This window comes from Candidatus Purcelliella pentastirinorum (assembly GCF_028748785.1).
Classification (GTDB): domain Bacteria; phylum Pseudomonadota; class Gammaproteobacteria; order Enterobacterales; family Enterobacteriaceae; genus Purcelliella; species Purcelliella pentastirinorum_A.
The window spans coordinates 197,177-213,473 of record NZ_CP110496.1 but is presented as its reverse complement, the minus strand read 5'-3'; the positions used below and the strand labels follow the sequence as shown (position 1 = coordinate 213,473).

13 protein-coding genes, 1 tRNA gene and 1 pseudogene are annotated in these 16,297 nt (G+C 18.6%); 4 read left to right on the top strand and 11 right to left on the bottom strand.

All coding sequences use genetic code 11. The annotated features are described in order from the left end of the window. Positions 1–16: 16 nt before the first annotated feature. From holA to sbcB, 3 genes are all read right to left on the bottom strand, one after another. The gene (gene holA, locus ONB71_RS01070; RefSeq protein ID WP_274360742.1) at positions 17–1,012 is read right to left on the bottom strand and encodes a DNA polymerase III subunit delta; all 996 of its coding nucleotides are present in this window, start codon (positions 1,010–1,012) and stop codon (positions 17–19) included. 5 nt (positions 1,013–1,017) lie between these two features. After that, positions 1,018–3,579, bottom strand: coding sequence for a leucine--tRNA ligase (gene leuS / locus ONB71_RS01065; protein WP_274360741.1), 2,562 nt, complete (start codon positions 3,577–3,579; stop codon positions 1,018–1,020). A gap of 62 nt (positions 3,580–3,641) precedes the next feature. After that, positions 3,642–5,042 carry an exodeoxyribonuclease I gene (sbcB, locus tag ONB71_RS01060; RefSeq protein WP_274360740.1) on the bottom strand — a complete coding sequence of 467 codons (1,401 nt, stop codon included), beginning with the start codon at positions 5,040–5,042 and terminating at the stop codon, positions 3,642–3,644. A 96-nt stretch (positions 5,043–5,138) separates the two neighbouring features. On the opposite strand from sbcB, the gene xthA reads away from it, so the two are divergent. Next, complete coding sequence (xthA, locus tag ONB71_RS01055) at positions 5,139–5,945, top strand: exodeoxyribonuclease III (RefSeq protein ID WP_274360739.1); 807 nt, start codon at positions 5,139–5,141, stop codon at positions 5,943–5,945. Positions 5,946–5,977: 32 nt separating this feature from the next. Here the strand turns inward: xthA and glyS are convergent, their stop codons facing one another. From glyS to ONB71_RS01030, 5 genes and pseudogenes are all read right to left on the bottom strand, one after another. Continuing rightward, positions 5,978–7,999: a glycine--tRNA ligase subunit beta gene (gene glyS / locus ONB71_RS01050; RefSeq protein WP_274360738.1), complete on the bottom strand. Its 2,022-nt coding sequence runs from the start codon at positions 7,997–7,999 to the stop codon at positions 5,978–5,980. Positions 8,000–8,024: 25 nt separating this feature from the next. Further along, entirely contained in the window at positions 8,025–8,915 is an 891-nt protein-coding gene (gene glyQ, locus ONB71_RS01045) for a glycine--tRNA ligase subunit alpha (protein WP_274360737.1), read from the bottom strand. 99 nt (positions 8,916–9,014) lie between these two features. After that, positions 9,015–9,533 carry a flavodoxin FldA gene (gene fldA, locus ONB71_RS01040; RefSeq protein WP_274360736.1) on the bottom strand — a complete coding sequence of 173 codons (519 nt, stop codon included), beginning with the start codon at positions 9,531–9,533 and terminating at the stop codon, positions 9,015–9,017. A 426-nt stretch (positions 9,534–9,959) separates the two neighbouring features. Continuing rightward, positions 9,960–10,097, bottom strand: a pseudogene (locus ONB71_RS01035) (hypothetical protein); the annotation flags it as partial. A gap of 66 nt (positions 10,098–10,163) precedes the next feature. Next, a complete protein-coding gene (locus tag ONB71_RS01030) occupies positions 10,164–10,331 on the bottom strand; it encodes a hypothetical protein (RefSeq protein WP_274360735.1) in 168 nt (55 codons plus the stop codon). An 828-nt stretch (positions 10,332–11,159) separates the two neighbouring features. Between ONB71_RS01030 and tsgA the strand changes: the two genes are divergently transcribed. Then, entirely contained in the window at positions 11,160–12,323 is a 1,164-nt protein-coding gene (gene tsgA / locus ONB71_RS01025) for an MFS transporter TsgA (RefSeq protein ID WP_274360734.1), read from the top strand. A gap of 7 nt (positions 12,324–12,330) precedes the next feature. Here the strand turns inward: tsgA and trpS are convergent, their stop codons facing one another. Then, positions 12,331–13,317: a tryptophan--tRNA ligase gene (gene trpS, locus ONB71_RS01020; RefSeq protein ID WP_274360733.1), complete on the bottom strand. Its 987-nt coding sequence runs from the start codon at positions 13,315–13,317 to the stop codon at positions 12,331–12,333. Positions 13,318–13,556: 239 nt separating this feature from the next. On the opposite strand from trpS, the gene ONB71_RS01015 reads away from it, so the two are divergent. Further along, on the top strand, positions 13,557–13,862 hold the full coding sequence (locus ONB71_RS01015) for a TusE/DsrC/DsvC family sulfur relay protein (protein ID WP_274360732.1): 306 nt from the start codon (positions 13,557–13,559) through the stop codon (positions 13,860–13,862). Positions 13,863–13,901: 39 nt separating this feature from the next. Here the strand turns inward: ONB71_RS01015 and ONB71_RS01010 are convergent. Then, positions 13,902–13,975, bottom strand: a tRNA-Val gene (locus ONB71_RS01010). A 76-nt stretch (positions 13,976–14,051) separates the two neighbouring features. Further along, positions 14,052–15,434, bottom strand: a complete 1,383-nt coding sequence (locus ONB71_RS01005; RefSeq protein ID WP_274360731.1) for an MATE family efflux transporter — start codon at positions 15,432–15,434, stop codon at positions 14,052–14,054. 134 nt (positions 15,435–15,568) lie between these two features. On the opposite strand from ONB71_RS01005, the gene ONB71_RS01000 reads away from it, so the two are divergent. Then, entirely contained in the window at positions 15,569–16,195 is a 627-nt protein-coding gene (locus ONB71_RS01000) for a riboflavin synthase subunit alpha (protein WP_274360730.1), read from the top strand. Positions 16,196–16,297: the final 102 nt, after the last annotated feature.

Genomic DNA, 16,297 nt, shown 5'->3' with positions numbered 1-16,297 from the left:
AATAATTTTATATATTTTATTTATTTAAAAATGTTGATAAAATTTTTAAATGTAACCAAATAATTTTTTCATTATTTTCTTTATGTATCATTAATTCTATTTTTATTAAAAATTTTAATATTAAATATATTTTTTTATTATCTAATGAATTTTTAATTTTATTAAAAAATAATTTACGTATATTATAAATATAATAGCTATTTATAGATAATATTTTTTTTATATTTTGTTTATATCTTTTAATAATAATTAATATTAATAAATCATTTTGCAAAAATCTAATCAATGTAATAGGATTATATTTATTTTTAAATAATTGTTTCAATATATGTATTGATCTAGTACAATTACCATATAAAATTGATTCACTCCATTGTGACGGATGAAAAATAGCTTGATCAAATATTATTTTTTTAATATTTGATAAATTTAAAGATTTTGTCAATGAAATTATTGAAATTATTTTTAGTATTTGATTAAGTGCTAAAACGTTTCCTTCATAATAATAACATAATAATTTAATTATTTTACAATTTAAATTTAATTTAAATTCTTCAATTTTTTTTTCTATCCATTTATACAATTGTATACCAGTAGGAGTATTACAATTTATTAAATTTATTTGTATTTTTGTTTTTTTTATCAAAAAAAAATCTTTTTTATCAAATTTATCTGATTTTATTATTAAAAAAATATTTTTATTTAACAAAGTAATTAATTTACTTATATTTTTAAATAATATTTTATGATACTGTTTAATAACGGTTAAGATTATAGTTTTTTTTTTTATAAAAAGATCATTTTCTTTTATAAAATTTGATATTATTTCAAATGTAAAATTATTATCTACCATAATTCTTATAGTGTTATTAAAATTCAATTTGTTTGCTAATTTTAATATATTTATAATACTATCTTCTTTTAAAAAAATATCATTGCCACAAATAATATAATTATTACAAAATTTATTTGGTATATATTTTTTATATTTGTCAGAATAAAAAAAATTCATTTTCTTTAATTAGTAACTATGTTAAAAATCTTTTTAGGAATATATATTGTTCTTTTTATTTTTTTATTATATAACAATTTATACATCTTATTTATCGCCATTTCTTTTATTTTTTTATTGTTTAATTTATTTGAGATATTTATTATTCCTCTTTTTTTTCCATTTATTTGTATAATTACTATAAAATTTTCACAAATTATCTTTTTTTTACATATAATGGGCCATTTAGTTTTTTCTATATCATATGAACCATGTATTTCTTTCCACAAAATGAAACAAAAATGTGGTGTAAATGGATAAAGCATTTTTAATATTATAGTTATTGTTTTTTTAATGAATTTTTTGTTTTGTATTATATGATCAAATATTTTTATTAATTCATTAATTAATTTCATTATTGATGAAATAGCTGTATTAAAATTTTGTTTTACTTCAATATCTTCTGATACCTTATTAATAGTTTTATATAATTTTTGTTCAAAAAAACTTTTTATATCAACATTAAAATAAGTTATTATCGATGTTTTATATTTATGTTTTTTATATTTAAAAACTATTTTCCAAAAACGATGTAAAAATCTACTCATACCAATAATTCCTGATTCATTCCAATCTAATGGCATGTCAATTGGAGCTGCAAACATTATAAATAATCTTATTGTATCAGCGCCGTATTTTTTTATTATTTTTTCTGGATTTATTCCATTATTTTTAGATTTAGACATTTTTTTTTTTCCATCATAAATTATTTTTTTGCCATATATATGTTTTATATTTGTTATTTTACCTGCTTTATTTCTTTCAATAATTACATCTTCAGGAGAAATCCAGATACGTTTATTATTTTTGTTTATATAATAAAAAGTATCAGAAATAACCATTCCTTGACATAATAATCTTTTAGCTGGTTCAGATGTTTTTACAAATCCAAAATCTCTTAATAATTTATGATAAAATCTAAAATATAATAAATGCATCGTTGCATGTTCTATTCCTCCAATATAATAATCTATGGGTAGCCAATAATTTGACATTTTTGAATCTAACATACCTTTTTTGTAATTAGGACAGGTATATCTAGCATAATACCATGAAGATTCAAAGAAAGTATCTAATGTATCTTTTTCAAGAAAAAATTTTTCTTTATTAATTTCAATTTCATTAGGTTCATATTTCAATTTGAATTTCTCAATTTCTTTTCCTATTTTTATATTTTCTGGTAAAATTATTGGAAGTTTGTTTTCTGGTACTGTTTTAATTTCACCAGATTTAGATATTGCAATGGGAATTGGGGTGCCCCAATAACGTTGTCTTGAGATATTCCAATCACGTAGTTTATATTTAATTTTTTTTATTCCTTGTTTTGTTGTTAATAATATATATTTTATGGATTTATCTAATTTATTTATTTTTAAATTATTTATGTCATTAAAATTATATAATTTATTTTTTTTATAAATTAATTGATTATCTAAACATTTTACTTTTGTTAAATAATTTAAAAAAATATTATATTTTTTAGCAAATAAATAATCATTTTTATTATTATTTGGTATACATATTTTTGCATAATCATTGTAATCTGTTACATCAAAATTTGATATCCAAATAGGTATTTTATTTTTATTAATAGGGTTAATTGCAAATAAATTTGTATTTATACCATAAATATTATTTTTAGATGAATCATCAATGAATTTAATATAATTTTTATATTTATTAACAAATTTTGATATTAAAATATTATGTTTTGATAAATATTTTGTTAATTTATGTCTTATAGATATATTAATATATATATAATTTCTAAGTAAATTTGGATTAGTAATAAAAATTTTTATTTTTTTATTGTTTTTTAAAATTTTAAAACAAATTTCTAATCCTTTGGTTCTACCAATCCAATTGCGTTGCATAATTTTTACTTTTTCAGGCCATAATGTTAAATTTTTTAATTCACTAAATAATTCTTCTGCATATTTAGTGATTTTTAAAAACCATTGTGATATTCTTTTTTGTATAATTTTTTCATCGCAACGCCAACATTTACCATTTATTACTTGTTCATTAGCTAATACTGTTTCATCATTTTTACACCAATTTACCAAAGACTTTTTTTTATATATTAGTCCATTTTTATATAATTTTATAAAAAACCATTGTTCCCATTTATAATATTCTGGTTTGCATGTAATTAATTCTCTTTTCCAATCATATGAATAACCTAAAGATTTTAATTGTTTTTTCATTTTTTTTATATTTTGATATGTCCAATCAGATGGTTTTTTATTATTTTTTATCGCTGCATTTTCAGCAGGCAAACCAAAAGCATCCCATCCTATAGGATGTAAAACATTTTTACCTAACATTCTTTGATATCTTGCTATAACATCACCAATAGTATAATTTCTAATGTGTCCCATATGTAAACTACCCGATGGGTATGGTATCATCGATAAACAATAATATTTTTCAGTATATTTATCTTCTTTTGTTATAAAAGTTTCTTTTTTATTCCAAAAATTTTGTACAAATTTTTCTATTTTTTTATGATTATATATTTTTTTCATAAAATTTTTTTTGAATTTAAAATTAAAATTTTAATATATTATTTAATTATTAAAATATTTAATTAATTTAAATTAATTAAATATTTAGCATAATTATATATTTTTTTTAATAATTTTTGTTTATTTGAATTATTTTTATTATATAAATACAATTTTTTTATTTTTATTAAATAATTTTTTATATAAGAAAAATTAAAACATTTTTTTTTATATTTATTCCATTTTTTTTTCTCAGTATTATTTAATGTGTAATAAAAATTACGAGCTCTATAACGAAATAATAAATTTTTAAATCTTTCATCATATTTATCTAAATTAATCAGTTTTAGTTTATTAATATTTGTTTTTCTAATTATTTTCATTAATCGATAATCTTTATTAGTAAAAAAATTTTTATATAATTGACAATCTATATTATCTTCATATTTAAAATAATTTATTTTATGATTATCGTAAATGTTTTTTATTTTTTTATGAATCTTATATTTATCGATAAAATCAATATTTTTCATATATTTTTCTTTATTTATTTTTAATCTTTTACAAGAAGTTTTATTTAATAAGTTTATGGGTATAATTATTGGACATTTATTTAAATATATCTCTATTATGGGTAATTTTTTTTTTTTATTAAATAAATAATTTTTTTTATTATTTATATTCTTATATAAAAATAATGAAATATTCTCCATTAGATTAAGTGTAACAAGTACATTTTTTTTGTAAATTTTACTAGGTAAAACTATATTTACAATATTATTTTTTGTATCAAAAACATTTGATATATATATAAATGGAACATTTTTATTATTTTTTATTAAAGATAATAATTGATTTTTTTTTCTATTATTAAATAAAAAATTAAATAACTTAGGTTTCTTTTGTTTAATTAATTTTACTATTAATATAGTAGCATATACATCAGATATTGCATCATGTGAATTTATATTTTTATATTTGTTTATTTTTACAAAATCTTCTAAACGGAAACTAGGTATTCCATTTTTTTTGTAGGGCCATTTTATATCTTTTGGACATAATAAATAACAACTACGAATAATATTTATTACATCCCAGTTATTGTTACCATTATACCAACTCCACATATATGGATGAAAAAAATTACGATAAAAAATATTACGAGTAAAAAGATCATCAAATTTTATGTTATTATATCCTATTATACAATTTGTTTTTTTTAAAAATAATTTATATATCAATTTTGCAAATTCTGATTCAGACACTCCTAATAAATTAGCTTTTTGAGGGGATATTTTATGGGTTAAGATGGAATCTGGATTTGGTAAATAATCATCAGGTAATTTACAATAATAAATTTTAGGTTTTTCAATGATATTAAAATCAAAATCTGTACGAACAGCTGCAAATTGTGCTGGTTTATCTAAACTAGAGTTTATCCCAAAAGTTTCATAATCGTAAAATAAAAAAGTATTCTTAATCATTTAAAACTTATAATATTTTTATTTATTATTTTATATAATATATTATGATATTTATATTTTAAAAACTATATAAATAAAATAATAAAACTTGTAAAAATGAAATTTTTATCTTTTAATATTAACAGTATTAGAATTAGATTGCATCAAATTAAAGAAATTATACAAAGACATAACCCAGAAATTATAGCTTTACAAGAGACTAGAGTAGATAATAATTTATTTCCTGTAGATTACATATATAAATTAGGATATAAAGCTTATTATTATGGTAAAAAAGGATACTGTGGAGTAGCATTTTTAAGTAAAATATATCCTTTTTATATTTTAAATGATTTTCCAAATTGTAAAAAAAATAATGAATGTAGAATTATTACAATAAAAATTTCAACATATATAGGAAATATTACTTTAGTAAATATATATGCACCTCAAGGCGAAAATCGTAATAATTATATTAAATTTAATAATAAATTAGCTTTTTTTTCAAATTTAAATATTTTTTTAAAAAAAAAAATTAATCCCAAAGAGTTTATTATTATCATGGGAGATATGAATATAAGTATGACTAATAATGATATAGGAATAGGTGAAAAAAATCGTTTATTATGGCTAAAAAATGGTAAATGTTCTTTTTTACCTGAAGAAAGATTATGGATGCAAAAAATATTTGATTTAGGGTTTATAGATATATGGAGATTTAAAAATATAAATAATCACTTTAATTTTTCTTGGTTTGATTATAGATCTTATGGGTTTTTAAAAAATAAGGGATTAAGGGTTGATTATATACTAATTAGTAAACCACTAATTAAATATTATTATAATACTGGTATTGATTATCATATAAGAAATATGAATAAACCTTCAGATCATGCTCCTATTTGGATTGAATTAGATATTTGAAATTATAATTTATTAATTTAATAATACAAAATTTAATTAATATTAAGTAAAGACAAATCACATATACAAGAAAATAATTTCAATATTTTTTTAAGAATTGTTAATCTATTAATTCTTATTATTTTTATTGGGTCATTTATCATGGTGTTTTTTAAATAATTTTCAACTATATAATTTAAAAAATATAATTCTATTATTATATTTTTATAATCTTTTTTTTGTAATAATTTCTTAATTTTTTTTTTTGATATATATAAGTTATTTACAAGTAATATTTCATATTTATTTTGTAAATTTTCTGTATCAATTTTTTTATTTATTTTTTCATTAAATTTTAATAAAAATTTAAATATTCTTTTGCTTGTTAAAATTAGTTTATTCAAAGTCTTTGATTTATAAAAATATGATATTGCAGAAATTTTTTTATCAATATCAATAAAAAATTTATCATTTTTACAAAAAATAGCATGTATATAATTTTTATTATGTCCTTCTTTATTGTATAAATTAATCATTCTTTTTAATAGAAAATTAAATACATCATTAGTCACATTTACGTTAAATAAATAATGATTTAATAATAATTTATTTTCTCTTATTATTTCTTTTACATCAATTAATAATTTATTATGTATAATTATTTTTATTATACTTATAGCTGATCTTCTTAGTCCAAATGGATCATTACCTCTTTTGGGATATATATTTATACCAATCATTCCTACTAAGTTATCTATTTTATCTGCCATAGCTAATAATAATGATATACGACTAGATGGTACTTTTTTTACAAATAAAGTAGGATAATATTGTTCTTTTAAAGAAAGAGCAATACTTTTGCTTTCACCATCTTTTAATGCATGATACATACCTATAACACCCTGCATATCAGGGAATTCAAACACCATTCTTGTTAATAAATCACATTTGGATAAAATTGCCGCACGTTTAATATTTATTGTGTCAACATTTATCATTTTAGCTACTTTAAGAGATATATTTTTTATTCTTTGGGTTTTTTCTAACATAGTACCTAATTTATTATGAAATAAAATATTATTTAAAGATAAATAATGATATTCTAATGAATTTTTGTAATCTTGGTTAATTAAGAACTCAACATCTTTAAAACGATTACACAAAACAATTTCATGTTCTTTTATTAATTTTGTATAATTTTTTATTTCTATATTTATTATAAAAATAAAAAAAGGTGCTAATATATTATTATTATTATATACAGGGATAAATTTATACAAATTTTTCATAATATAAATTAATATTTCTTTAGGTATATAAAGATATTTTTTTTTAAATGATCCAATTAATACTATTGGCCACTCTGTTAATGCAGCAATTTCATTTATTAATTTATTTTCTGATTTAATTTTACCGTTAATTTTATTTGTTTTATTTTCTATCATATTTTTTATTTTTTCTTTTCTTTTTTTATGTTCTACTATTATCTTTCCTTTATTAAATAAAATTTCAGGATATTCATCAGCATGTTTAAGAATTATATTTTTTTTACCTATAAACCTATGTCCAAATGTTGATCTAGAAGATTTTATATTAAAAATATCAATATTTATAATTTTTTTGTCTAACATTACTAATAAAGAATGTACTGGACGAATAAATCTATTATTTGTATTTCCCCATCTCATATATGTTTTTTTTTGTATTTTATGCAATATCTTGTTTACTAAGATTGCTAATATTTCTTTTATATATTTTTTATATTTTATTAATTTATAATTATCTTTTTTTATATTATTGAAATAATTATTTTTATTTATTTTAACTATATATTTATTAAATATTTTAAAATTATTTAATAAATATGTTTCATTTATATGTTTTTTTAATTTTAAATTATATATTTTTAAAGATATTCTACGAGATGAATAATAATTTTTTATTTTTTTATAAATAAAATTAAACTTATCTAGTTCTTTTATAAAATTAATATGAAGTTCATTGGAAATTACTTTTAATTGTTTATAAGGTAATTCTTCCGTACCTATTTCTATTACAAATATCCCTTTTTTCATATAATAAAAATTCCAATCAAAGTTTTTATTTATTTATTTCTAAATAAAATCTATTTGTTAATATTTTCATTAAATTTCTTATACATAAAATATGATTTTGTCTTTCTATGACTGAAATTACATTTCGTGCATCTAGCAAATTAAATATATGTATTATTTTTAATATATTTTCATATATTGGGTGAATTAATAACTGTTTTTTTTTCAATAAACGATCAATTTCTTTTTTATATTGATTAAAAATATTTATTAAAAAATTAATATTTGAATACTCAAAATTATATATAGAATGTTCAAATTCATTTCGTTTAAAAATTTCACCATACGTCATTTTATTAAATTTATTGCTATCCCAAATTATATTGTAAATATTTTCAATTTTCTGAATATGCATAGCAATACGTTCCAAACCGTATGTTATTTCACCCGTAATAGGTTTACAATTAATACAACCGACCTGTTGGAAATAAGTGAACTGTGATATTTCCATACCATTTAACCACACCTCCCAACCTACTCCACATGCACCTAATGTAGGATTTTCCCAATTATCTTCTATAAAACGTAGATCATTTTTATTTAAATCTATTTTTAAAAATTTCAATGAATTAATGTATAAATCTTGAAAATTTTTAGGTGATGGTTTAATTATAACTTGTAATTGATAATAATGTTGTAGTCTATTATTTTTCATGCCGTATCTACCATCATTAGGACGTCTTGATGGTTGTACATAAATAGCAGAAAAAGGGTCAGAACCTAAAGCTTTTAAACAAGTAAGAGGATGAGAAGTTCCTGCTCCTACTTCTATATCAATGGCTTGATAAATATGACATCCATACCCAGACCAATATTTTTGTAATAAACGAATTATTTTTTGAAAAGTAAAATTAGTTTTTTTTAAATTTTTGTTCATAAAGAATATATATTAGACTCATTGTTTTCAATTTTAATATATAAATTTAAAATAATTATATTTAAATTATAAATTAAAACTTATATTAAAATTATTATTTTATTCATTAAAATATTTTAATAATTTTTTACTCCAATTATATACACGTTTTTTAGTTAAATGTGATTGACGATCTTCATCTATTACTAAACCTAAAAATTCTTTTGAATTTATTAAAGATCTAGATTTTTTAAAATTATAATTTTTTATAGGCCAATTACCAACAATACGACCATTATTTTTTTTGACGATATTATATAATACTTTCATAGCATCACAAAAATATTCTGTATAATCTTCCTGATCTCCACAACCAAAAATAGCGACTTTTTTATTAAAAAAGTCAATTTCTTTTAAATTTGGTAAAAAATTATCCCAATCAAATTGAATTTCACCATAATACCATGTAGATATACCAAATATTAAAATATTTAATGATTCAATATCTTTTTTTTTACTTTTAGATATATTGTATAATTTAACTTTAAATTCATTTTTCTTAAATTGTTTTTGAATTTGTTTTGCTACTTTTTTTGTATTACCAGTATTTGTGCCAAAAAATATTCCTATTTTTTTCATTATATAACTCTCTATCTTTTCTTAATATTATTTCACAAAAAAACATCTTATAATTAATAAGATACAAATAAATGGTATATATACAATAGTATAAGTACCATTTTGGGTAATCAAATACCATAATAATAAAAATAAATATTAAAAAAAATAATATTATCCATGAAATTTATGGTAATGATAATCTAAAATAAATTTTATTTTCTTTTCCTTTATTTATCTTAAATCTTAAATTTATTTGATATAATATAATAAATATCCAATATGGTAAAATACCCAGTGATGTAATATTTAAAACTATATTAAAAATTATTGATTGTATATAATAATTAAATATTACACCTATAAAATATATATTAGTAATAGTTAATATTTCACCTCATAAGAAACACCATTATTTTTTATAATATTCATATATTCTGGTACAGACTAACCTATAGATATTAAACGTAAAATTATACTAGTTAAATATAAACCAGAATTTAAACTAGATAAGGCGGCTGTTAATACTACAATATTCATTGTACTATCTACATATAGAATTTTTAAACTTAATAAAACTGTAACAAAAGGACTTTGATTAGAATGATATTACCACTCAGAGGCATTAATAATAATAATATTTTTATAGAACTAATATAGAAATATACTTATATGAAATATTATACTATTTATTACTTTAAGTAAAATTATATTAAAATTTTTATATTCACCTGTTGTTGTACCTATTAATTTTACTAATGAAAATGCAAAAATAATATTTTGAGTTACAGCAATAGATTTAATAGGTCCTAAAGGCAAAATACCAACCCTAATCTAATAACAAATAATATTTAGGGAATAAACAATTTTAATGGTTTGTTAATAATTATAAAAAATATTCTACATAATATAAAAATTATTATTGCTAATATTTTAATTATATTAAAATAAGAATTTTAATTCAATAAACAATTTTATTTTTAGCATATTTATTATACTTATAACAAATAATATTATTAATAAAAATATCTATTAAGATATATGAGTAAATAAGTTCAATATTACATATATATAGAAATTACAGTAATATCTACAATACCTGTCATAGCTCAGTTGATAAAATACATACATCCTGTTATATAATATGTTTTTTTGCCCAAAAATTTTCTTGAATAAGACACAAAATTACAACTAAATTGTCTATATAATATTAATTATCCTAAAGCCCGTAAAATAAAAATGAAAAATAATATAAATTAAATAAATAAATATTAATGATGGTCCAGTTTGTTATAATTAGCTTCCAGTTCTTAAAAATAATATAGAACTAATTGATCTTCCAATAGCTATCATTTGTAATTGACGATTATTAATTGTTTTTTATATCCTATACCATGTGAATTTAATTATTTTTTTAGTAAAATATTTTTTTATTTTAATTTAATATTTTTTTTTGCATTATAATACCTTTTATTAATAAAATTTAATTTATTATTTAACTATATGGAATATTATTTATGACCTTACTTGAAATTATATATTTAAAGTTATCTTATAAGTTTAAAAACAATTTAATATTTCATTAATATTTAATTTTTTTATATTTAATTTAAATATTTGTTTAATTTATAAAATTATATTGAAGTTATGACTAATTTTAATCGTATTATTATAACTTGGATTTGTTATTTATCCTATGCATTTGTTGGTGCTTTGATAGTTGTAAGTGGTATATTAATAGAAAGCATTTCTAAATATTTTGAGTTGCCTATATTAAGAATAAGTAATAGTTTTACTTTTTTAAATTTAGGTGTATTAATATCTATTTTTTTAAATTTTTGGTTAATAAAAATTATTTCATTTAAAAAACAATTTGTAGTTAATTTTTTTTTAGTATTATTAATTACAATATTTATGATGAATAATCATAACATAAAACTATTTTCTTTTTGCATGTTTGTATTAGGAATAATTAGTGGTACAACAATATCTAATTGTACTTTTTTAATAGTAAATTTATATGAATTTAAAAAAAGAGGTTATCATTTAATGATAACTGATTCATTTTTTAGTTTATCTGGTATATTATTTCCTATAGTTTCTTTAAATATATTAAAACAAAATATTTGTTGGTATTGGATATATTTTATAATAAATATCATATATTTATTAATAACAATATTAAGTATTAATGTAACATTTCCAATTATAAAAATTAATCATTTTAGTAAATTAAAAATTAATAAAATATTTAAAACAGATACTTTATTGTTATCCATATCAGCTATGCTTTATATTTTTGCACAATTAACTTTTATAAGTTGGATTCCTCAATATATGAATAAATATTTAAATTTGAATATATTGTATTCAGGAAAACTAATAAGTAATTTTTGGTTTTATTATATGTGTGGAATGTGGGTATTCAGTTTATTATCAAAATATATAACTTTACAAAAAATTTTTATATTTATGACTGGAATATCTACAATTTTCATGTTTTGTTTTATAAAAAGTACTATTTTAGTATATCTTCATTTAAATATTATAGGTTTAGGTTTTTTTTCTAGTGGTATTTACATGATTATAATTACTATTGCGTCATTAAATAATAAAATTAATAATTTTAATAATACAAATATAATTTTAACTTTTGGAACAATAGGTACTATGTTAACATTTATTATAAGTAATTATATTATAGAAAAAAATAGTTTATATTCATCATTAATTATGTCAAATATCCTTTATTTTATTGTATTTATTTTATCTATTTTATCTTATTTTATTAAATTGTATAAAAATTATTAATTTATATTTAAAAAAAACCAATTTTATTATATATTTCTCTTAATGTGTTATTAGCACGTAATTTAGCTCTTTCTGCTCCATCATGAATAATATCAATTAAATATTTATAGTTATTTATATAATAAAAATATTTTTCTTGTAAAATAAATAATTTCTTTGTTAAAATATCTATGACTTCATTTTTCAACGAATTATATGTTTTACCACTAAATTTTTTTTCTAAATGAAAAATATTTTTTTCTGACATGCTGGATAAAATAATAAGTAAATTAGAAATACCTTTTTTATATTTTGGGTCATAATGAATGGTAGGAGGGGTATCTGAATCAGTAATAGCTTTTCTTATTTTTTTTTTTATAATATCTTTTGTGTCTAACAAAGAAATAAAACTATTTTTGCTAATATCAGATTTAGACATTTTTTTTTCAATATTTGATAAAGATAATATATTTGATTTATTTTTAATAATATATGATTTAGGTATTTTAAATAAATCACCATATATATTATTAAATCTTTTAGCTAAAATACGACTCAATTCCAAGTGTTGTTTTTGATCTTTTCCAACAGGAACTATATCAGTTTTATATAATAATATATCAGATGCCATTAATACTGGATATGTAAATAATCCATTATTAAATCTATTTTTTTTTTTTTTTTTAAATTGAGTCATTCTTTTTAATTCATTAAAATAAACATAACAATTAAGTATCCAACTAAGTTGTACATGAGCCGGTACATGAGATTGTATAAATATTATACTTTTTTTAGGATCTATACCGCATGCTAAATATATAGCAATAGTATTTAATATATTCTTTCGTAATGTTAAAGGGTCTTGTTTTACTGTGATAGTATGTAAATCAACTATAGAATATATACAATCATATTTATCTTGCATTTTTATCCATTGTTGTATTGCACCGATGTAATTTCCTATTGTTAATATTCCTGAAGGTTGTACAGCACTAAATACAACAGATTTATTCATAATTATTTACCTATTAAATTTTAAAAATTAAATTTATTTATATTAACATTAATAAAATATTATTTTATGAAAATGTAAATAATTTATATTATTATTAATATTTATTAAATGTTGTTTTTCTTAAATTTATTGGTTTTTTTATTTAATTTTAATTATTCGCTATAGTCATTTTTAAAAAAATATGATCTAGTATATAATATGTATACTTTTATTTTTTATATTTATTAAATAAAAAATTTATGAAATTTGATTATTCTGGATATTTAAAAAATTTTTACGATTGGAATAAAAAAATAGCATATAAAATAGCAAAAAAAGAAAATATTTTATTAAATGAAGATCATTGGAAAATTATATATTTTATAAGGAATTTTTATTCTGTTTATAAAATATTACCAAAAACTCGTATTATTATAAAATCAGTATCATTTAAATTAAATACAACACTTGAAAATAGTGTTTACTTATTTATATTATTTCCTAAAGGAATAATGATACAAGCAAGCAAAATAGCTGGAATACCTAAACCTATACATTGTTTTTAATGATAAATTTATTTAATTATTTTTAAATGATATTAAATATGCATCTGAGTGGACTTGAACCACTAACCACTACCATGTCATAGTAGTACTCTAACCATTTGAGCTACAGATGCAATAATTTAATTATTTATTTCATCATATATAAAATTATTTTAAAGACATAAATTTTATTTTATTTGAATCTATAATTTAATTTTTTATGCTTAATTTGATTATTTCATTTGGTAATTTTTGTAATTTTATTATACGTAAAAATATCATAATAGCAGCAATACTCAATCCAATAATAAAACCATACCAAAAACCAACTGGTCCCATAGCAGGAAAAATTACATTAGTTAAAGCAAAAATATAACCTATAGGTAATCCAATAATCCAATAAGCAAAAAATGTTACAAATAAAATTGTTTTTGTATCTTTATAACCTCTTAAAACACCACTTCCAATTGCTTGTATAGCATCAGGAAATTGATATATTGCAGAAAACAATATTAATTTAGTTGCTAATTCAATAACTTTTAAATTATTACTATATAAAAAAACAATTTTATTTCTAAAAAAAACACTAAAACTTGCTGTAAATAAAGCTAAAATAATTCCAATTATATGTGCACAATAAGTGGTAATAAAAGCTTCATTAATTTTCTTCTTACCTATATTATATCCTATTCTTATTGTTGAAGCAATACCAATAGAAAAAGGCAAAACAAATAATAAAGAACTAAAATTTAAAGCAATTTGATGCCCTGATACTTCTACAATTCCCAAAGGGGACAATAAAATAGCTACAATAGCAAATAAACTAACTTCAAACATTAAAGAAAGTGCGATTGGCAAACCTAATTTGATTAAATTTAATAAAATTTTAATATTCGGCAATTTTGTAAAAATTTTTTTTATATTTGCAGTTCCACGATTATAATAAAACCATATTAATATTATCATAAACATGATCCAATAAACAGAGGATGTTGCAATACCACAACCTATACATCCCATTGCTGGCATGCCAAAATTACCATATATAAAAGTATAATTTATAATTATATTAAAAATTAATCCAATAAAACTAATTATCATTCCTGGTTTTATACAAGATTGCCCTTCATATTGATTTCTCATTACTTGATAAAATAAATATCCTGGAACACCCCATAATAAAGTTCTTAAATATTTAATTACTTTTATTTTTAATGAAAAATTTATATTATGCATTATTTTTATTAAATAATAACTATTCCATAAAATCAACATTATTAAACATGAAGTAAAAATAGCTAACCAATATGCTTGATTTATATATTTATTAAACATGTTATTATTTTTATTAGCTCCATGCAATTGAGCAATAACAGGAGTTAAAGATAATAGTAATCCATGGCCAAATAAAATTGTTGGAAACCAAATTGAACTTCCTACAGCAATAACAGCCATATCAATATTACTTGCGGCACCTGTCATAATTGTATCTACAAAACTCATAGCTGTTTGTGTAATTTGTGTTAATATAACAGGTATAGCGATAATTAATAATTTTCTTGTTTCAAAAACATATTTATGTAATACAAACATAATATAACTTTATTTATGTTAGATAATATTAATTATACCATAACCTATGGTAATAAAATTAAATTTATTCTTTTAGTAAAAAAAAAATATTTTTTTCAAAATATTAAGATTAATTAAATACTATTGAGGTAAAAATGTTTAATGGTATAGTACAAGGTACTGCTAAACTTTCATCAATTATAATAAAAAAAAAATGTAGAACGTACACATTCATTTTTCCTAATAACATTATTAAAAATTTATCATTAGGATCATCTATTTCTAGTAATGGCTGTTGCCTAAGTGTAGTTAAAATAAATAAAAATTATATAAGTTTTGATGTAATTAATGAAACGTTTAACAAAACTAATTTCAAAAACTTGAAAATGGGTGATTATATTAATATTGAAAAACCTTTAACATTACAAGATGGAATAAGTGGTCATTTAATTTCAGGACATGTTATATGTACAGCAAAAATCATTAATATAAAAAATAATTTAAATAACTTTAAATTATATTTAAAACTTAATGATATTTACTTTATGAAATACATATTTATAAAAAATTTTATTTCTATTGACGGTGTGAGTTTAACTATTTCTGAATTAAGATCTAATAGTTTTTGTGTATTTTTAATACCAGATACATTAAAACGTACTATTTTTTTACATAAAAAAATAAATGATATTGTTAATATAGAAATAGATAATAATGTACAAATTGTTGTGGATACTACTGAAAAATTTATAAAAAATTATATATCAAATATAATTAAATAAGAATTAGTTAATTTAATATTGTTTAATAGTATATTAATAAAATTGAAAAAAGATTTAATTAATTTAATCCGTTCTAAAAAAAAATAATAACATTATTTATGT